Annotated in this window: 15 protein-coding genes; 4 read left to right on the top strand and 11 right to left on the bottom strand. The window is 64.0% G+C overall.

Annotated features, from left to right (window positions below; translation table 11 throughout):
* Positions 1-356 precede the first annotated feature (356 nt).
* A complete protein-coding gene (locus HMPREF2791_RS01105) occupies positions 357-641 on the bottom strand; it encodes a hypothetical protein (RefSeq protein WP_070472274.1) in 285 nt (94 codons plus the stop codon).
* Positions 642-695: 54 nt separating this feature from the next.
* Between HMPREF2791_RS01105 and HMPREF2791_RS01100 the strand changes: the two genes are divergently transcribed.
* Complete coding sequence (locus HMPREF2791_RS01100) at positions 696-1,634, top strand: acrylyl-CoA reductase family protein (RefSeq protein WP_083327850.1); 939 nt, start codon at positions 696-698, stop codon at positions 1,632-1,634.
* Here the strand turns inward: HMPREF2791_RS01100 and HMPREF2791_RS01095 are convergent.
* The 3 genes from HMPREF2791_RS01095 to leuS all read right to left on the bottom strand — a co-directional run bounded on the left by HMPREF2791_RS01095 (position 1,624) and on the right by leuS (position 7,600).
* Positions 1,624-2,673: a hypothetical protein gene (locus tag HMPREF2791_RS01095; protein WP_070843876.1), complete on the bottom strand. Its 1,050-nt coding sequence runs from the start codon at positions 2,671-2,673 to the stop codon at positions 1,624-1,626. The genes HMPREF2791_RS01100 and HMPREF2791_RS01095 overlap by 11 nt on opposite strands.
* Positions 2,674-2,998: 325 nt before the next feature.
* The gene (locus tag HMPREF2791_RS01090; protein ID WP_371335873.1) at positions 2,999-4,354 is read right to left on the bottom strand and encodes an MFS transporter; all 1,356 of its coding nucleotides are present in this window, start codon (positions 4,352-4,354) and stop codon (positions 2,999-3,001) included.
* A 417-nt stretch (positions 4,355-4,771) separates the two neighbouring features.
* Positions 4,772-7,600 (bottom strand): leucine--tRNA ligase, encoded by a 2,829-nt coding sequence (gene leuS / locus HMPREF2791_RS01085; protein WP_070843875.1) that lies wholly within the window; start codon positions 7,598-7,600, stop codon positions 4,772-4,774.
* A gap of 261 nt (positions 7,601-7,861) precedes the next feature.
* Here leuS and HMPREF2791_RS01080 point away from each other — a divergent pair, with 261 nt between their 5' ends.
* The gene (locus HMPREF2791_RS01080; RefSeq protein ID WP_070472284.1) at positions 7,862-8,278 is read left to right on the top strand and encodes a DUF488 domain-containing protein; all 417 of its coding nucleotides are present in this window, start codon (positions 7,862-7,864) and stop codon (positions 8,276-8,278) included.
* Between the two features lie 3 nt (positions 8,279-8,281).
* Here HMPREF2791_RS01080 and HMPREF2791_RS01075 read toward each other — a convergent pair whose 3' ends face one another.
* The gene (locus tag HMPREF2791_RS01075; protein WP_083290098.1) at positions 8,282-9,598 is read right to left on the bottom strand and encodes an SLC5/6 family protein; all 1,317 of its coding nucleotides are present in this window, start codon (positions 9,596-9,598) and stop codon (positions 8,282-8,284) included.
* 191 nt (positions 9,599-9,789) lie between these two features.
* On the opposite strand from HMPREF2791_RS01075, the gene HMPREF2791_RS11980 reads away from it, so the two are divergent.
* Complete coding sequence (locus HMPREF2791_RS11980; protein ID WP_070843874.1) at positions 9,790-10,242, top strand: hypothetical protein; 453 nt, start codon at positions 9,790-9,792, stop codon at positions 10,240-10,242.
* Between the two features lie 9 nt (positions 10,243-10,251).
* Here HMPREF2791_RS11980 and HMPREF2791_RS01065 read toward each other — a convergent pair whose 3' ends face one another.
* The 5 genes from HMPREF2791_RS01065 to HMPREF2791_RS01045 form a co-directional block, all read right to left on the bottom strand.
* Positions 10,252-10,755, bottom strand: coding sequence for a flavodoxin domain-containing protein (locus HMPREF2791_RS01065; RefSeq protein WP_070843873.1), 504 nt, complete (start codon positions 10,753-10,755; stop codon positions 10,252-10,254).
* A 9-nt stretch (positions 10,756-10,764) separates the two neighbouring features.
* Positions 10,765-11,793, bottom strand: coding sequence for a histidinol-phosphate transaminase (locus HMPREF2791_RS01060; RefSeq protein ID WP_070843872.1), 1,029 nt, complete (start codon positions 11,791-11,793; stop codon positions 10,765-10,767).
* A gap of 13 nt (positions 11,794-11,806) precedes the next feature.
* Entirely contained in the window at positions 11,807-13,198 is a 1,392-nt protein-coding gene (locus HMPREF2791_RS01055) for an aromatic amino acid transport family protein (RefSeq protein WP_070843871.1), read from the bottom strand.
* Positions 13,199-13,261: 63 nt separating this feature from the next.
* Positions 13,262-14,521 carry a M20 family metallo-hydrolase gene (locus tag HMPREF2791_RS01050; RefSeq protein ID WP_070843870.1) on the bottom strand — a complete coding sequence of 420 codons (1,260 nt, stop codon included), beginning with the start codon at positions 14,519-14,521 and terminating at the stop codon, positions 13,262-13,264.
* Positions 14,522-14,548: 27 nt separating this feature from the next.
* On the bottom strand, positions 14,549-16,153 hold the full coding sequence (locus HMPREF2791_RS01045; protein WP_070843869.1) for an amidohydrolase: 1,605 nt from the start codon (positions 16,151-16,153) through the stop codon (positions 14,549-14,551).
* A 123-nt stretch (positions 16,154-16,276) separates the two neighbouring features.
* On the opposite strand from HMPREF2791_RS01045, the gene HMPREF2791_RS01040 reads away from it, so the two are divergent.
* Complete coding sequence (locus HMPREF2791_RS01040) at positions 16,277-17,452, top strand: helix-turn-helix domain-containing protein (protein ID WP_070843868.1); 1,176 nt, start codon at positions 16,277-16,279, stop codon at positions 17,450-17,452.
* Here HMPREF2791_RS01040 and HMPREF2791_RS01035 read toward each other — a convergent pair.
* Positions 17,412-19,049 (bottom strand): thiamine pyrophosphate-dependent enzyme, encoded by a 1,638-nt coding sequence (locus HMPREF2791_RS01035; protein WP_070843867.1) that lies wholly within the window; start codon positions 19,047-19,049, stop codon positions 17,412-17,414. The genes HMPREF2791_RS01040 and HMPREF2791_RS01035 overlap by 41 nt on opposite strands.
* Between the last annotated feature and the right edge of the window lie 132 nt (positions 19,050-19,181).

The following is a 19,181-nucleotide window of genomic DNA, read 5'->3' as shown; positions in this document are numbered from 1 at the left end:
CGTTACACCACACTAAGGGACGCAACCCACTTCAAGGTGGGCACGTTCAACGTCCCAATCTTCATACGGGATGGTCTCGACCTCGATTTGGACCTCGAGACCGTCAAGCCGCAAAGTGGACCGCCCGCCACCCGCGACCGACTCCTTAATCGAAGCTAAAACTTGCGATAGAGCCTGCATCTTGAAAACAAGTCTTGCTTCCTCGGCCTGCTGTTGCTGAAGAATCAATTCGTCCAAAGAAGACGGTCCAAGTGTGCCGGCCCGCCGCATACCTTGCAATGCAGCTTTCACTTCCGAGTGGAAGTGGTCGTGGATTGACACATAGACAAGCCAGGCATACTCGCCTCCCGCGTGCACTACAGCGCCGCGCCAGCTGGCCGCGCCGTGTCGCGCGACTCGAAGATGGGATCCGCGAAACTGCGGTGCCGTTCGAAGATGCCCTGGTCGAATCTCTTCTGAATGTAGGTGGCTAATGCGAGCTCCTCTTGGGCGTGTGAAACCGCCTCCCGCAGGTAGTTGACCTGCGTATCTGGATCGTCGACTCGCGTTGCACATCGGTACGCCGCGGCAGTTCGCGGGGGAAGTTTGTCAGATCCGTTGAGCGTCTTCAGCACCCTAGTCGTCGGCCGCACGGAAACCATGACACCAGATTAAACTGTCCGCAGACATCAGCCTGTGCGCCTATGCTGGCGGCCATGAATCGCAGCTTGATTGTCACTGAAAATGGACCGGAGATCATAGAGCCGCAAGCGGCGTTCGCGGGTGAGGGCGACACCCTGATCAACGTGAGCCACTCGTCGGTGAACTACAAGGACGCGATGGCGCTGTCCGGCAACCGCGGCATCCTGCGGGAACTGCCAAGGGTGCCGGGCATCGACGCGGTGGGCACCCTCGAGGACGGCACGCTGGTCACCGTCAACGGCCGCGGCATCGGTGAGCGCCGCCACGGCGGCTACACCCCGCAGATGCGTATCGACGCTAAAGATGTCACCCGCGTGCCCGAGCGCTTCTCCGCGTTCGAGGCGGCCGCGATCGGCACCGCGGGCTACACCGCCGCACTTTCGGTCGCAGGTTTGGAGCGCGTCGCGCTTTCGCCTCTCGACGGCCCCGTGCTCGTCACCGGCGCCACCGGCGGCGTCGGATCCATCGCGGTGCAGCTCCTGTCGGCACGGGGGTATGAGGTGTGGGCGTTGACGGGGCGCGTCGATAAGCATGGCGCCTGGCTGAAGGAACTCGGCGCCGCAGAGGTTGTGGACCGCACCGAATTCGCCGAGGCCGGCAAGCCGCTGCAGAAGGCGCGCCTGGCGGGCGTGGTGGACACCGTCGGCTCCACCGTCTTGGCCAACGCGCTGTCGCAGCTGCAGTGGGGCGGCGTGGCTACCGCGTGCGGCATGGCCGCCGGCAACGACCTGCCCGCCAGCGTCCTGCCGTTCATCCTGCGCGGGGTGCAGCTCGTGGGCATCAACTCCGTCGACGCGCCGAACACGCTGCGCGACGAGGCGTGGGCGCTTCTCGACGAGTCCGTCAACACCAACGCCATCCGCACCGAAGAAGTCGGATTGGATGGCGTGGAAGAAGTTGGGCGAGCGCTGCTGGAAGGTCGGGGCAGCGGACGCGCCGTCGTTACGCTGTAGCTTCTTTGGGCACCGGACCGCCGGAAATCTGGCGGTACGCGTGCGCCGCAGCCAACATAGTGCCAGGCAGCGTGACCACCAGGCCGACGAAAAACAGCGCCGCACCAACGATGTTGATCAACCCGGCGAGCACCACGAAGCCCAAAATCTTCAGGTAATTCGCCGCGCCAGCCTTGAAACCAGCGGAAATCGCGTTGCCGAACGAGCCGTTATTATCCGCCGCGTACCACACCTGGAACATGAAAAACGGCAGGACCAAAAGGGTGATCAACGTCGTGACGGCCAGCGCGCCCAAAATCGGACGCACCAGGTTCCACATCTCCTCCGGCGAGACACTCTCCGGGTTATCCGGCAACGTAGACGGATCAATGGTGGTCAGCGCGCCGAACGCGAGCACCATGACAAGGATCATGGAGACGATAGAAGCCACCACGCCGAGCAGCGCCGCGACACCCAACGTCTTGCCGTACGCCGGCGCCTTCGCGTCGTTGTAGGTGAAGTGCTTCACCAGCGTCTGCTGCAACGCCACACCCACCATCCACGGGGCGAGCAGCAGCATGCCGACCGCGCCGATCATCGCCCCCACGCCCGGCAAAAACTGGCCCGCCACAGCCAACAACGTGTAGGCCACACCCAGCGGGATCCACAGCTTCGGGTTAGCGAACAGCGCCTTGCCGCCCCAGCTCAGCGCCTCCATGATCTCGAGCTTGCCGTTGCCCTTCACGTGAAACCAGCCATTCGACGCCGGGTCGTTGATCGGGTGCGGAGACGCGCCATCGCCGGGGGCGTTGTCCGTGAGCTGCTGGCCGTGGAAGCGCAGCGCGGAGGCGCCAGCCATCGACGCCGCCGTGTTCACCTCGAACGCGTCGTAGGTGTTTTGGGTGTGTTGGGGGTTTTCGGCGCTGTATGCCGGGTAGCCGCCGGCTTGGTCGCCGGTGTTGCCGTATGCCGGGTAGCCGCCGGCGCCGTTCTCTGGGTGGCTGCCTTCCGGGTGCTCCGGGTACGGCTCGTACCCGCCGCCGTTGTAAGGGGTGGACATGTGTTTATCCTTCGTGTTGGTGGGTAACTTTCACTCGGGATGTTATCAGTCACACCAGCCACAGACCCGGGCGGCGGGCGGAGTCGGGGCGGGGTCGCGGTGGACGGGTTCCTGACAAATTACGGCAGCCATCTGTGTCGACCTGGGCCGATAGGGCCCACCTGACAGATTCAGCCGCGATGTGTCGGGAGGGGCGCGGAATGGTTCATCGCCGAGTGAACAACTCCGCAACGGGGTCCGACGCGACCTCGGGAAAGTGAATTGTCCGACCGCTCAAAGGGAACTAATTCACTCGGAGGCATCGGGCGGGTGAACTAATCCGTCGCTACGACGCTGATACGACGTTGTCCGAGGCCATATGGCGACGAGCTGCGAACCCTCCCGCCGCGGTCAGCACACCAATTCCGATAAGGACACCGGCAGCCGGCCAGATCGAGGGACCGTCTGCAAACGTGTTCAACCAGGTAATAAGGAAAGGCAACAACCCGGATATTGCGGCGGCGATGTTCGCGCTCAGAGCCACCCCGGTGTAGCGGTACTGGACCGGAAACAGCTCTGTAAGAACCACGCCCACTACTGAGTACGGAACGGTTACGACGGATAAGCCCAGAATGATCGCCAGCGTGATCCAAACGATGTTGCCCGTGTTGACCATGGCCCACAACGGAACAGCAAGGGCAACTGTGGCAATTCCACCCCAGGCAACAATCTTGTCGGCGCCCACTTTCTCACCCAACCGCCCGAAGATGAGCAGTGTGGTCAGCTGAGCTAGTGCACCGAGCAGCGTGGCGTTGACCATCGGCTGCCTATCGACACCCAGCTCGTTCGTGCCGTAGCTGAGCACATAGGTGCTCATGATGAAAAATCCGCCGATGCCGACCAATGACGCGCAGACTGCCCAGAACACGGAAGCACCGGACTGGGACAGCAACAGCCGAACCGATCCTTCTTGTTGCTTTTCTTCCTGTTCCGCCTCATCTGCGAACGCTTGATAAACCGGCGACTCTTCCACCTGCATGCGGATAACTAGCGCCACCAGCAAGAACGGGAAGGCTGCAAGGAACGGTAGACGCCAACCCCAAGAGTCCACCGTTTCAGCTGGCAGAAGGAAAACCAGCGCGAACGCGCCTGACGACAACAGCGTGCCGACTGGAGATCCAGCCTGGACTAACGCTGCGTATCGAGCGCGCTTTTCTTCAGGTGCATGTTCAAGCGCCAGGGTTGTCGCCCCGCCCCACTCACCACCAACTGCGATTCCTTGAGCCAAGCGCGCAAGGGTCAAAAGAATCGGCGCGGCGATGCCAATAGTGAAATACGTTGGCAAAAGACCAATGAATCCGGTCGCCGCTCCGATGACGACGATCGAGAGGATCAGCGCAGGCCGGCGTCCGTACCGGTCACCCATTTTTCCGAAAAGGATCGCCCCAAACGGACGCGCAAGGAAGCCGACGCCGAAGGTCGCGAACGACGAAAGTAGCGCGACTGTCGGGCTCTGTGTTGCGAAAAAGAGGTGATTGAACACCAACGCTGAGGCGGTGCCGAACAGGAAGAAGTCGTACCACTCGAGGGCGGTCCCTACGAAGGAAGAAAACGCAATCTTCCCGACCCCGGCGGAGTCTCCGGCCTCCTCAGGCCTTTTCACCTCGGGTGTTGGTCGTTGTAGCGTCTGGTTCTCAGCCACGGTGTCCCTCCTCTACCGCGTGATGCGTTATGGATCTCGGCTTCCCCCAAATGTGCCGTAGAACACTTCAAAAAAACCGCGAAGTGAGGAATCGTGGTCGAACAAACTACACCAGAGGGACGCGAATGTGCGTTCGCACAAAAGGTGAGAATCTATTCACCGCCCGGCCGCTGAACGGGAAGGACCCCTGACAAATTGCGGCCGCCATTTGTGCCGACCTGGGCCGATAGGGCCCGCCTGACAGATTCAGCCGCGATGTGTCGGCGCCGGTGCGGAATAGTTCATCGCCGAGTGAACAACCCCGCAACGGGGTCCGACGCTACCTCGGGAAAGTGAATTATCCGACCGTCCAAGGGAAACTAATTCACTCGGAGGCGTCGGGCGGGTGAATAAATTGGGGCCAGAGTCCCAAGCTCCCTACTTCACCACCAGGTTGACCATGCGGCCCGGGATGGCGATGACCTTGACCACGTTCTTGCCGGCGATGAGGTCGGTGACGCGCTCGTCGGCAAGTGCTGCGGCCTCGAGGTCGTCCTTGGAGGCGTCGGTGGCGACGTCGATGCGCGCCTTGACCTTGCCGTTGATTTGGACGGGGACTTCGACGGTGTCGTCGACAAGCCACTGCTCGGCAAACTCCGGGAACGGCTCGAACGTGATGGTCTCGGAGTGGCCCAGCACCGACCAGAGCTCCTCGGCGATGTGGGGCGCGAGCGGCGAGACCATCTGCACCAGCGGCTCGACGGCGGCGCGCGGCGCACCGTTCGGGTAGGTCTTGGTCAGGTAGTTGACGTACTCGATGAGCTTGGCGGCGACGGTGTTGTCGCGCAGGTGCTCGTAGTCGTCGCGCACGCCGGCGATGGTGCGGTGCAGGGCCTTGGAGTCCTCGTCGGTGAGCGCAGTGTCCACGACGGAAGTCTCGCCGGTGGCCTCGTCCACCACCAGTCGCCACAGGCGCTGCAGGAAGCGGTGCGCGCCGATGACGTCCTTGGTCGCCCACGGGCGGGAGGTGTCCAGCGGGCCCATGGACATCTCGTAGACGCGCAGGGTGTCGGCGCCGTACTCCTCCACGACGTCGTCGGGCGCGACGGAGTTCTTCAGGGACTTGCCCATCTTGCCGTACTCGCGGTTGACCTCTTCGCCGTTGTAGAAGAACTTGCCGTCCTTTTCCTCCACCTCGGCGGCCGGGACGTACACGCCGCGCGAGTCGGTGTAGGCGTAGGCCTGGACGTAGCCCTGGTTGAACAGGCGGCGGTACGGCTCCTGCGAGGTGACAAAGCCCAGGTCAAACAGCACCTTGTGCCAGAAGCGGGCGTACAGCAAGTGCAGCACCGCGTGCTCGACGCCGCCGACGTAGAGGTCCACACCGCCCGGATCGTTTTCGCCGTGCTCGTCGGGGCGCGGGCCCGTCCAGTAGCGCTCGTTCTCGATGTCCACCAGCGCCTGGTCGTTCGTCGGGTCGATGTAGCGCAGCTGGTACCAGGAGGAACCGGCCCACTGCGGCATCACGTTCGTGTCGCGCCAGTACTTCTGCTTGCCGTGGCCCAAGTCCAGCTCGACCTCGACCCAGTCGGTGGCCTTGGCCAGCGGCGGGGCGGGCTCGGAGTCGGCGTCGTCGGGGTCGAAAGCGACGGGGTTGTAGTCCTCCACCTGCGGCAGCTCCACCGGCAGCATGTCCTCGGGCAGTCCGTGCGCCTGGCCGTTCTCGTCGTAGACGATCGGGAACGGCTCGCCCCAGTAGCGCTGGCGGGCGAACAGCCAGTCGCGCAGCTTGTACTGGATCTTCTCGGAGCCCCTCTGCCTATCGACGAGCCAAAGGATCGCCCGCTCAATAGCCTCGCCCTTGCCCAGGCCGTTGAGATCCAGGCCGTCCTCGTTCGCGGAGTTGATGTGCTCCGCGTCGCCGGTGAACGCCGCCTCGGAAACGTCGCCGTCCAGCACCGGGGTGATGGGCAGGCCGAAGACGGAGGCGAACTCGTAGTCGCGCTCGTCGTGCGCCGGCACCGCCATGATGGCGCCGGTGCCGTAGCCGGTGAGCACGTAGTCAGCGATGAAGATCGGCACCTCTTCGCCGCTGACCGGGTTCACGGCATAGGAGCCGAGGAACACGCCGGTCTTTTCCTTGTTCTCCTGGCGCTCCACGTCGGACTTCGCGGCAATCGAGCGCAGGTAGGCATCCACTGCCTCGCGCGGGGTGGCGGCGCCGCCGGTCCAGCGGCTGTCCACGTCGGTGGGGTAGGAGGCGGTGACCAGCTCGTCGACAAGCGGATGCTCCGGTGCAAGCACCACGTAGGACGCGCCGAAGAGGGTGTCCGGGCGGGTGGTGAAGACCGTGATGTCGCCGGCGGGGGAGGCGAAGTGCACGTCCGCGCCGCGGGAACGGCCGATCCAGTTGCGCTGCATGCTCTTGACCTTTTCGGGCCATTCGAGCAGGTCAAGGTCGTCGAGCAGGCGATCCGAGTAGTCCGTGATGCGCATCATCCACTGGCGCAGGCGCTTGCGGAAGACCGGGAAGTTGCCGCGCTCCGAGCGGCCCTCGGCAGTGACCTCCTCGTTGGCAAGCACCGTGCCCAGGCCCGGGCACCAGTTGACCATGGAGTCGGAGAGGTAGACCAGGCGGAACTCGTCGATAGCCTTGTGCTTCTCCTCCGTGGTCAGGTCGCGGAAGTTGCGGCCGTCCTTGGTGGTGCGGGCGCCGGACATGAGGTCCTTGACCAGATCCTCGATCGGGCGGGCCTTCTGCAGGTCCTCGTCGAACCAGGCGTTGTAAATCTGCAGGAAAATCCACTGCGTCCACTTGTAAAACTCCGGATCCGTGGTGGCCACGGAACGGCGCGGATCGTGGCCGAGCCCCAGCATGGCCAGCTGGCGGCGCATGTTCGCGATGTTCGCCTCGGTGGTCACGCGCGGGTGCGTGCCGGTCTGGATGGCGTACTGCTCCGCGGGGAGGCCGAAGGCGTCGTAACCCAGCGTGTGCAGGACGTTCTTGCCCAACATGCGGTTGTAGCGCGCGAACACGTCCGTGGCGATGTAGCTCAGCGGGTGGCCCACGTGCAGGCCCGTGCCCGAGGGGTAGGGGAACATGTCCTGGACGTTGAGCTTGTCGTCCGGGAGGAGCTCGCCGGTAGCAAGGTCGCCGACCGGGTTCGGGGCGTAAAACGTCTGGTTGTCGCGCCAGTACGCCTGCCACTTCTGCTCGATGGTGTTGGCCAGCTCGGCCGTATAGCGGTGCGGGGTCGCCTCAGTCATGGTTATGCAGTGTAGTTAAGGGGCTTTGGACGCAGGCGCCCGGCGCGGGATCTGGGGCGGTTTTGGGGCGGTTTTGCACTAATCGGCAATTAGGACGATCGTCCAGATTTAAACCCGCAGGTAGAGATCTTATTCGCCGTTACGCATGCAAACTTCTACAAAACCGCGTTTCGTTGGCATTCCCCAATAGTTGGCCTGCCCGGAATTGTCCGCAATGCAGAGTCCGCAGCCCAAAGCAACGCTGTAACTAGAGTCGCGAACATGCAGCTCTACACCATCGGCTACAGCAAGAAAACTGCGGAGGAATTCTTCAACATCCTCCGGGACAACGGCGTGAAGCGGATCGTGGATATCCGGCGGCACAATTCGAATCAGCTCGCCGGCTTCACAAAGGAGTCGGATTTGCCGTGGTTCCTCGACACCATCGCGGGCATCGGCTACTCCCACGAGCTAGCGCTCGCGCCCAGCGAGGACCTCATGCGCGCGTACCGCAAGGAGGGTCTACCGTTCGACGAGTTTGCAAAGCAGTTGCGCGCCGAGTTTTCAGAGCGCACAATGCCCAAGCTTGTCGACGGCTCCGCCCTCCTCTGCTCAGAGCCCGACCCCGGAGTTTGCCACCGCTCCGTGGCGGCGGAGTACCTCGCCGAGCACGGCGACTTCGAAGTCGTGCACCTCTAGGTTTTAGGCGAACATCTGCCAGATGGCCACGCCCATGATGATCACACCGAGCACGAACACGAACCAGGTTTCGGGCTTGTTGGCGTAGCGCTGGTAGTCCTTGGCGTAGCGGAACAGCAGCATGGGCACGATGTACACCAGGAAGGTGATGAACACGCCGCCGACCACGGAGATCAGGTCCAGGATCGACGGGTTGAGGATGCCGGCGATCACCGTGGTGACGAAGATGAACGCGTAGATGCCCCAGCGCAGCTTCTTCGGGTCCATACGCTCAGCGACGCCAGGGGCCACGGCACGCACCAGGTACGTGGTGCCTTCCTCGGCGCCCATGACGTGGCCGAAGTAGGACGACGCGATCGCGCACAGGGCGACGATCGGGGAGAGGACGGCCAAAAACGGCGTGTGGGTCTCGTTGGCTAGGTAGGACAGCACGGGGATGTTCTGCTCGCGAGCGGCGTCCATGCCGTCGGCGCCCAGCGCCAGGGTGCAGGACCACACGAAGAACATGGTGAACACCACCAGCAGGCCGGTGGTGATGGCCTCGGTCTTCGCCACGGCCTTCTTGGTGGACTCCAGGTCATCCGGGTACTTCTTCTGCACGTCCAGGGCGAACTGGGACATCGCCGGCATGTGGTTGAAGGAGAACACGAACACCGGCAGGATCAGCAGCATCGCCTTCCAGAAGGGCACGTCGGACTCGTAGGAGCGGAAGCTGGCCAGGTCCCACTGGGGGATGAGGTAGAACGACACCGCGGCCAGCGCGATGATCAGGGGGTAGACCAGCAGGTTGGCAAAGGCCAGGGTGGCCTTCTTACCCAGGGCGTAGGCGCCGGTGAGCGCACCGACGCACAGGATGGCCATGAGCCAGCGCGGCACTTCGGGACCACCCAGCTGGTTGACCACGAAGCTGTCCATCGTGTTGGTGATACTCACGCCGTAGATGAGCACGATGGGGTAGATGGACAGCCAGTACATCAGGCCCGTCATCAGGCCGCGGTTGCGGCCGGCGAGCGCGGTGACCACCTGCAGCACGTCCAAGCCCTTGACCGGGGAGGCGGCCACGATGCGGGCGTAGGTGCGGTGGGAGAAGAACACCATCGGGCCGATGAACAGGGTGATCAGCAGCAGGGGGATAAAGCCGAAGCTGCCGGCGTCGATTGGGAGGAACAGAATGCCGGCGCCGACGGCTGTGCCGAACAGGGTGATTGCCCAGGACAGGGTGCCGCCGTCGGGGACGGTGCCGGACCGGTTTTCCTCCACCTGCCGTTTGTCGGCGACGGTGAGGTGGTCCAAATTGAACTCTTTGCCCGCTGTGGTCAAAGGTACTCCTTAACGCGTGAGTGGTTTAAGCCACAGGAATGATAAGGCAACACGGCGCACGGCGATAACCGGGGAGATCACGGGGGCAAATCACTGGCGTCAACGACAGCCCTTCTCGGACACCCGTCTAGGCGCCGGATATATTGATTACTGTCATTTCTCAGTTTTCCCGCCCCTATACAGGAGTTCCCATGAAGAAGTTCACCGCTGCCGCGCTCGCCGCCACCATGGCCGTCTCGCTGGCCGCCGGCCCCGCCGACGCCGCCTCCAACACCATGGCCGGCAGCAAGAATTTGCCGGTGTGCAAGCTCGACCTCGACGGCATTGGGACGAAGAGCGTGGCGCAGGAGATCGTCGCAAAGCAGGGCGTTGAGGGCGTGGAGCTGAACCGCCTGACGGGTGTGCAGCGCACCTCCGCGGCCGTCGGCGAGGCGTTCGGCTCCTCCGAGAACGCGGCGCAGCAGAAGGCCAACAACGCCCAGGCCGTGCAGGCGTGCCTCGACGGAGAGAACTACGAGTCCGAGCCGCTGGAGGCGGGCATCAAGGGCGGCATCATCGCCACCGTTGTCCTGGCAGTGCTCGGACTGATCGCGAACTTCGCGCTGCAGTCCGGCGCAATCCAGCTGCCGAATCTCGGCCGCTAATCGCAACATCTAAGCGCGCTGCGCCCACTCCACCACCGGGTCGAGCAGCGCAAGGTCCACACGGTCGATGTCCTGGCCGTAGCTGTCCACCAGCGCCTGCTCGTTCTCGGTGCGATTGCGTTTGAGCCGCAGCGCCCCCACCAGCGCCTTCATCGTCCACCGGTGGGCGTTGGTCAGTTCCGAGTAATTCAGCCTGCCAGGCAGGTAGAAGCGGGTCACTTGCCCGGCGCGGTCCCCGAGGAGGGTGCCGGGGGCATCGTCGTGCCTTGCGACGTCGACAAGCGTCATGCCCACAGTCACCAATGCCAACGGGCGGTCAATCGCCGGCAGCGACTTGATGAATCGCACGCCCGGGTGGGAAGGGCCGTGGACGGGGGAGAGTACGACGACGGGGCCGCCCGTAGCGTCGAGGGTGTCGGGCAGCTCGCGCGCAACCGTGCCGAGGCGGGCGGCCAGCGCCTCGGCGTACTGGCGGGTGGAGCCATAGAACGTGGTGTAGAAGACGCTGGTCATAGCTCCATTTTACGGCAGCCCCGCGCGCCGCCAGGCGGCAAGGAACTGGTCGGTCTCTGCCTCGTCGGTGATGCTCACGCGCGCTCCCGAATTTGGGTAGCTGCGGATGATGATGCCCTCGGCACTGATCTTCTGCTCGATCTCAGCGCCGTTGACGCCTGGAATCCAGACGAAGTTTCCGTGAGAACGCTTCACGCCGAGCTCTTCAGAGACCCGGTCGCGCTGGGCTTGCGTCTCTTTCACTCGCACCATGAGCTCGTCGTGCGCCTCCAGCGACGCGACGGCGGCGAGCTCCGATAGTTCGGTGACAGTCAGCGGAAGCGCGACTAGCCCGAGCGAGCGAATCAGCTCCGGATGGCCGAAGCCGTAGCCGACACGCAACCCCGCCAAGCCGTAGGCCTTGGAGAAGGTCCGCGCGCCAATGAGGTTTGGATACTTCACAATTTCTTCGACGCCGTCCGGAGTGTCCTCGGCATCGTTGAACTCGTAATAGGCCTCATCCAACACCACCACGATGTCCTCCGGGACCCGCCGCATGAATTCGGTGAACTCGTCTTTGGTGATGGTCAGGCCAGTGGGGTTATTCGGGTTGCAGATGATGATCAGGCGGGTGCGGTCTGTGATTGCGTCTGCAACCGCATCCAAATCGATCGCTTCGTCCTCGCCGAGCGGTACCTGGACCGGGGTGGCCCCGCCGACGCGAGCATAGAGCGGGTACGCCTCGAAGCTGCGCCACGGAAAGAGGACCTCGTCGCCTGCCGCACACGTCATCAACACGGCCTGCTGGATCACCGCCGATGCCCCGGGCGTGACCGCCACCTGCTCCTCCGCCAGACCGAGGCGATCAGCCAACGCCTTCCGCAACACCGGTGAGCCGGAGATGGGGTACCGGTTCGCCCGCAACGCCGATTCACGGATGGCTTCCAGCGCGGTAGGCAAGGGCCCGAAGTTCGCTTCGTTTGCGGACAACTTCAGTTTTGTTTCGTCGGACTTTCCGGGCTTGTAGTCCGGGAAGAGGGAAAGATCTGCACGAAGCACAAGCGGTCCTTTCTTAGAACATTTGCCAGATAGTCACGCCCATGATGATCACGCCCATGATGAGGACGAAGATCGTGTCTGGACGGCGAGCGTAATGCTTGAACGCGGTGGCCTTGTTAAACAGCAGGTTGGGCACGATGTAGACGAGGAAGGCGACGAAGATGCCGCCGACCGCGGAGATCAGCGTCAGAATCGACGGGTTGAGCACCGCCACCAGCACCGTAGTCACGAACACGAAGACGTAGATGCACCAGCGCAACGCCTGCGGGTTGATCCTGTCCGCCACACCCGGAGCCGCCACGCGGATGAGGTAGGACGTTCCCTCCTCGGTGCCCAGCATGTGGCCGAAGTAGGACGATGCGATCGCGCAGATGGCGATCACCGGGCTGATCACCGCCATGAACGGGGTGTTGGTGACATTGGCGAAGTAGGACAGGATCGGGATGTTCTGCGCGCGGGCCTCATTCATGCCGTCTGCACCGAGGGTGAGCGAGCAGGACCACACGAAGAACATCGTGAAGAACACCAGCATGATCGCGGTGATCATCTCAATCTTGGACACCTCGCGCTCGGTGGCCGCGACGTCGCCCTTCTTCTTCTTTTGCACGTCGAGGGCGAACTGGGACAGCGCCGCCATGTGGCTGAAGGAGAACACCATCACCGGCAGAAGCAGCAGCATGGACTTCCACAGCGGAGTGCCAGATTCGTACTCCATGAAGCCGGCGAGGTCCCATTTAGGAATGAGGTAGATGGACACCGCGGCGAGGGCGATGATGAGGGGGTAGACAAGGATGTTGGCCAACCACAGGGTTGCTTTCTTGCCCAGGGCGAACGCACCCGTCATCAGGCCCACGCAAATCGTGGCGAGCACGACACGGTTCACGTGCGGCCCGTTGAGTTGGTTGACGATCATGCTGTCCACCGTGTTGGTGATGGAGATGCCGTAGATCAGCACCGTCGGGTAGATGGCCAGCCAGTAGAGGATGGCGGTAGCCAGGCCCCGCTTACGGCCGGTCAGCGCTGTGACGACCTGCAGGACATCCAGCCCCTTCTCCGGAGACGCAGAAACGATGCGTGCGTACGTGCGGTGTGAGAAGAACACGAGCGGCAGGACAAGGAACGTGGCGAAAAGTAGCGGCCAGAAGCCGAAACTTCCGGCATCAATGGGCAAGAACAGGATGCCGGCGCCGACTGCGGTGCCGAACAGTGTGATGGCCCAGGACAAGAAGTTTCCGTCTGGTACGTCACCGGCCCGGTTTTCTTTGATCACCTCAGCGTCAGCGGCTGAGAGCTGGTCCATCTGGAACTCGGCGCGGGACTGCGCGATGTGCTCGTCGCTATGCAGGTCCGGCAGATCGCCGTGTGCTTTTTCGCCGGAGGAAGACCGGCTAAACGTGGTGGACATGAGTGTGGGTCCTTTTCGTCGGGGCTATTGCCATCTGGGTTGGGTGGGGTGGGACAAATGGGCTCAGCGTTCATCGGGTGCGAGCTTGCCTACCGCGAGCTCTTCAACCACCCGGGTAAGCAGTGCCAGTCCGGTCAGGCAGTCTTCGTCCGTGGTGTACTCGGCCTCGTTGTGGGAAATGCCGTCGACGCTGGGGATGAACAGCATGACGGTGGGGTAGTGCTCCTTCATGTTCGTCGAGTCATGGCCAGCCACCGTGAAGATCTCTTGGTGGGACAAGCCGAGCTCCGTTGCGCACGTGCGCGCCAGCTCCACGCCGGCCTCGGGGTAGGGGTTGAGCGCCCATTCGTGTGTGAGCTCAAGGTCGACGTCGACCTTTGCCTCGTCGGAGGCTGCGGCGACAATCTCGTCCACACGCGCCCGCGCCTTCTCCAGCACCTCCGCTGAAGGGGAGCGCAGGTCGACGTTGAAGCGGACCTCGCGCGCGATGGTCACCGGCGAGTTGGGCTCCAACGTGAGCTGCGAGACCGACGCCTGCAGCTGCCCTTCCTTAAACTCTTCCGTCAGGCGGCGCACGCCGGCAATCACCAGCGAGGCGCCGAACAGGGCGTCGCGGCGGTCCCGCATCATGGTGGATCCAGTGTGGCCCTGCTCGCCGCGGACTGTGGCGACGAACTTGCTTGCGCCCCAGGTGGCGGTAACCAGGCCGATCTGGTTGCCGTTATCTTCGAGCTCCCGGCCCTGTTCAACGTGGATTTCGGCGTAGGTGGCCACCCTTGGGGCGTCGATGAGCGGTGCCCACTTCGCCGCATCAATGGCCTCGCCCGCTGTCACTCCCTGCAGGTCTGTGGCTTCACGCGCCACCGCGAGGTCGAGGGAGCCGGTGAAGACTGAGCTGCCCATCATCGACGGGGCGAAGCGGGAGCCTTCCTCGTTGAACCAATTCACCACCGCGAGGTTGAACCGGGGTGTCAGCTCGCCGCGTTTCGCTTTCGCGGCCACGCGCGCGGCGGCGTGGGCACCGGCGAGCACGCCGTACGCGCCGTCGAAGCGTCCTGCGAGTGGCTGCGAATCCAGGTGCGAGCCGACAGCGACGTAAGGGGCGCCCGGTGCCAGTTCAAACAGGCCATACTGGTTGCCAATCTCGTCGAAGCCGACGTCCGCGCCGAAACCCTCGAGCACACCGGTGAACCAGGCGCGGTTTTTCACGTCGCCCTCGCTTGCGGCCTGGCGCTCCACGCCGCCGCCGGGGGTTGCGCCGTTCTCGCTCATCGCCGCGAAATCCGAGAGGAACCGCTCATCTGTTGGCTGAGTGGTCTGCATTGTGTTCAAGTCCTTCCTAGAAAGTGGCTAGAAGCTGCCGTGGACGAGTTGCCCGCCAAGCACCGTGGCCTCGACGGGGATGTCGCCGATCTGGCTGGCCGGCACTTCGGCCGGATCGGCTCCCAGGACCACAAGATCCGCAAGCTGACCAGGAGCTATCTGCCCTTTCTTCCCGGCCCAGCCTGTCGCTGCGGCGGATCCCGCGGTGTAGGCGTACAGCGCCTCGTCGGCGGTGATCCGGTCTTGCGGCCCGTAACTTTTTCCGGAGGCGGTGGTGCGTTCGACGAAGCTTTGCACCACGGCGAGCGGGGTGCCCGTGGCCACTGGCCTGTCGGAGCTGCCCGGCAGCACCACGCCGCGCTCGAGCAGCCGCTTTCCCGGGTACGACAGCGCCGCGCGTTCGGCGCCGATGGCTTCCGCCATCGCGTCTCCGAACTCCGCGATGAACCGCGGCTGCGGCACGAGCACGACTCCGGCCTTGGCCATGCGCTCAATCTGGTCGTTTCGCACCACACCGCCGTGCTCGATGCGGTGCGGGATTGTGCGGGGCCCATGCTTATCGACGGCTTCGCTGATCACGTCCAGCGCAAAATCCACCGCTCTATCGCCGATTGCGTGCAGCGCTAGCGACCACCCGCCGGCAGCTGCCGCGAGCGCACGCGAACGCATCGTGTCGGTGTCGCCTTGAAAATATCCGGCGTGGCAGCAGCAGGCGTAGTCCTCCGTCATCGCCGCTGTCTTTCCCAGCAGGGAGCCGTCGGTGAAGATTTTCACCGGCCCGATCTGCAGCAGGTCGTCGCCGAGACCGGTGCGGATGCCGGCGTCGAGCCCGTGCACCTCCGGGTCGTCCTCGTGGCCGTCGATGCCGTGCAGCGCGTCGAGAGTGATCATCGCCTGCGTGCGCACGTGGAGCTTTCCTGTCTCGCGCGCCCGCTGGTAGAAGCCGAACTCCTGGGGGCTGTGCCCGATCCAGCCACCGGCGACGCCGGCGTCCGTCACCGACGTGATGCCTTCGCTGAGGTAGTGCCGCCCGGCGCGATCAAGCGCGTCGGTGATGTTGTGCTCGCTTTCCGGCTGCAGCACATCGTTGATCGGGCGCATAGCGTTTTCGTCCAGCAACCCAGTGGCGTTGCCGGTGTCGTCCACGACCACTTCGCCGCCCTCTATGTGCGGCGGGTTCGCCGGGTCGATTCCGGCCCGGCGCAGCGCCTCGCTGTTGACGGTGTAGGCGTGCCCGGAGTTGTGCTTGATCAACAGCGGTTTTCCCGCTGTTGCGTGATCGAGGTCGGCGATGGGCAGTGGGCCGTCTGTGAGCAGGTTCGGGTTGAATCCGCTGGCGACGACCCATTCCCCGGGGCGTTCTTCCCGCAGCGCCTGTAGGACGTCGGCACGCGTGCGCGCGCCACCGAGGTTGATTTCGCGCAGTGTCTGGCCGAACCACACGCTGTGCGCGTGGGCGTCGTTGAACCCCGGGATGATGGTGCGGCCGCGGGCATCGATCACCGTGTCACCGGGCGCTGGCTCGCTGTCCACCTCCAGGATGCGGCCGAAGCCGATGCGTATCGACGTCGCGGTGCCGCCCGCCCCGTCCATAGTTTTTGCGCGCGCGTTGATGATGGTGGTTGCGTTCATAAGCCCGCCTCCTCCGTGCAGCTCCGAATTGTGTCCCCTGACACTATTGGGCAACTGCCGTGATCGGCACCTCTTTGCCGACTTCTGGCACATCTCATAACCCGCGCTTGTAACGTTGTGCACATGCACACTGATTCGACGGACAGCTGGAACGATATTGTCCAGCAAGTTCGTGAGGACTTACCCGAGCTCGTCGCTGCGTTCCTCGAGCAGTTCCACGACTTGGGCTACTACCGCGAGGACATCGTGGACGACGCCGAGCTCCGCTCGACAGCCACCAGCATCCTGGGGCTTTTCCTGGTGCAGCTCGAGTACGGGATGGATGAAGACTCACTCGCAGCGCACGCCCGCCAGTTGGGCACCAAGCGGGCGCACCAGGGCGTGCGCCTGTCCGCGCTGGTAGATGCCATCCAGATCGACTTCACCGTGCTGTGGGACCACTTCCGCGCAACGGTGTCCCCGCAGCAGCTGCCTGTGCTGGTGGAGCACGTGGCGGACATTCAGAGGTTGGTGTCGCGCTACACAGTGCACATCCGCGGCGCGTATGCGGCCGAGCAGGCGCGGGCGCGGCACGACGCCCGTTTCGCCCACGCCCGCCACATTGAGCGGCTCTTTTCCGCCGAGCACTTGGGGGAGCAGGCCATGGGCGCCATCTCCAGGGCACTGGGGATTGCGGAGGGCACCGCCATCGACCTCGTGGTGTTCCACCCCAGCGAGTGGGCCCCGGCCCAAACCGTGCTGGAGCCTCTCGCCGCCCGCGGGGAAATCTTCGGCCACGGATACCACGGCCTGTACGCGGCCTTCTTTCCCGCCAGCACACAAGCCCAGGATTTCATCCGGGATCACACAGACCATCTCGGTGCGGTGACGTTCAACCAGCTCCCCAACTTGGCGGCGGTGCGAGCCGCTGTGCGTGCGAGCGTGAGCATGTTCGACGCCGCGGAAAACCCTGGCCGCCTCATCCCTGTACAGGACGTGGCCTGGGCGTTGGCAGCGCAGCAGATCCGCCCGTTGCTTCCTGTGCAGCTTCACGCGGCGCACGCCGGGGTGGTGGAGCTGCGCAAGAGTGCGCCGGATGTGGTGGATACCGTGGAGGCGTACCTGAAAAGTGGATCCACCAAAGATGTGGCAGCGCTGCTGCACTGCCACCGGAACACGGTGGTCAACCGCCTGCAGTCCTTCAAGGCGCACACCGGCCTGGACGTCACCGTCCCGTCGCAGGCGGCGCTCGCGCTGGCCTCGCTGCCGTGGAAGGGCGTTATTCCGGCAGCCCCAGCTCCTGCGCCACAATCACATTGACGATGGCGGGCACGCGCTCCTCGCGCACCTTCCGCAGAGCCCGCTCGATGGCGCCGGCGGCCTGGTCGTCTGCAGTGACCAGCTCGCCATGGCCGCCGAACGCTTTCGCCACCTCCGCAAAATCCGGATTGACCATCTGGGTTCCGCTCACCCTGCCCGGGAAGTACTTCTCCTGGTGCCCGCGGATAGTGGAGTATTGGCCGTTGGTCACCGTCACCGCCAGGAACGCGGTGCCCTCCTGCACTGCGGTAGCGAACTCCTGGCCGTTCATCAGGTATTCGCCGTCGCCGGCGATCGTGACAACGGTGCGTTCCGGGAACTCCAGCGCGGCGGCAACCGCCGCAGGCACCGAGTACCCCATGGAGCCGTTGCGCATGCCCAGCTGGGAGGGGAACTGCTCGGTGCGCAGGAAACGCTGGGCCCAGATGCAGTGGTCGCCGGCGCCGAAGGTGTAGATCCCGTCGTTGCCAACCTGTTCCTGAAGCTGCCGGAACACCTCCTCCAGGTGGGCGGTGCCTTCAGGTGCTTTACGCCAGGTATCCGGCTGGCTGATCGCGGCAAAGTCGAGGTGCGCCTGGTGCGCGGCGGCGTAGCGCTGCCCGTCCGCCACCGGCACGTCCAATGTGGCCAGCGCGTCCACGAACTCCGCTGGCGAGGCCACGATGTGTTCGGTCACTGCGCCGGAGTGGCCGCGCAGCGCTGTGTCCATCAGTGCGATGATGTTCACCGCGTCCGGGCTTTGGCGCAGGGTGTAACCGTCCGTCGGGACGTCGGTAAGCGCCGCGCCTACCTGCACCAACACATCGGCGTCGTCCAACAGGCGCGCGACGTTCTCGTCGCGGCCGTAGCCCAGCCAACCGGCGTTGGCAGCAGCAGAAAACGCGATGCGGTCCGTTGCGCGCCAGTCGTGCACCACCGGAATGTTGTGGGCGTCCGCGAACTCGGCGAGTTTGCGCGAGGTCTCCTGGTCCCACCCGGGGCCACCTGCGTAGATCAGCGGCCGTTTCGCGGAAGCAAGCTGCTTTTCGACGGCGTCCCGTTGCCCCTGCGACACCCCTCCCCGCGACACCGGGCGGGGTGGATACACAGTGCCTTCGAACTCCTCGTAGAGCACATCTTCCGGCAGACCGACCACTACCGGTCCGGGGCGGCCGGTTGAAGCCTGGAAGAACGCGTCGGCCACGACGCGGGATGCGGAAGACGGGTCGTCCAAAACGAACACCTGCTTGGCCTGCGTCCCAAACCACGCCTTGGGGTCAAACTCCTGGAAGGACTCGCGGTCCCGGTCCGAAAACGGGATCAGTCCGACAAACAGCACCATCGGGGTGCAGTCCTGCCATGCCGCATGAATGGCCACGAAAGCGTTGGACGCACCCGGGCCGCGGGTGACCATGGCAACGCCGGGCTTGCCCGTCGCCTTGCCCTGGGCTTCCGCCATGTAGGCGGCGCCGCCTTCCTGCCTGCACACCACTGTGTCGATGGAAGAATCGTGCAGCCCGTCCAGCACCGGGAGGAAGCTTTCCCCAGGGACGATGAACGTGCGCTCGACGCCCTGCGTCTCCAGTGCGTTCACGATTTCCTTGCCGACATGGACCATGCGGGTGCCACCTTTCTCAATCGGTTATGCCTCCTCGGGAGCGTTTCCCCGAGCGTATTTGAGACGCCGCAGCCAAAAATGTGGTTGCGGAGATCCCGTGCGAAACGTCAACGGCTATGTCAGGAGCGTATG

The sequence above is a fragment of the Corynebacterium sp. HMSC034A01 genome (genome assembly GCF_001838175.1).
GTDB lineage: Bacteria > Actinomycetota > Actinomycetes > Mycobacteriales > Mycobacteriaceae > Corynebacterium.
This window is presented reverse-complemented; position numbering and strand designations above follow the sequence as displayed.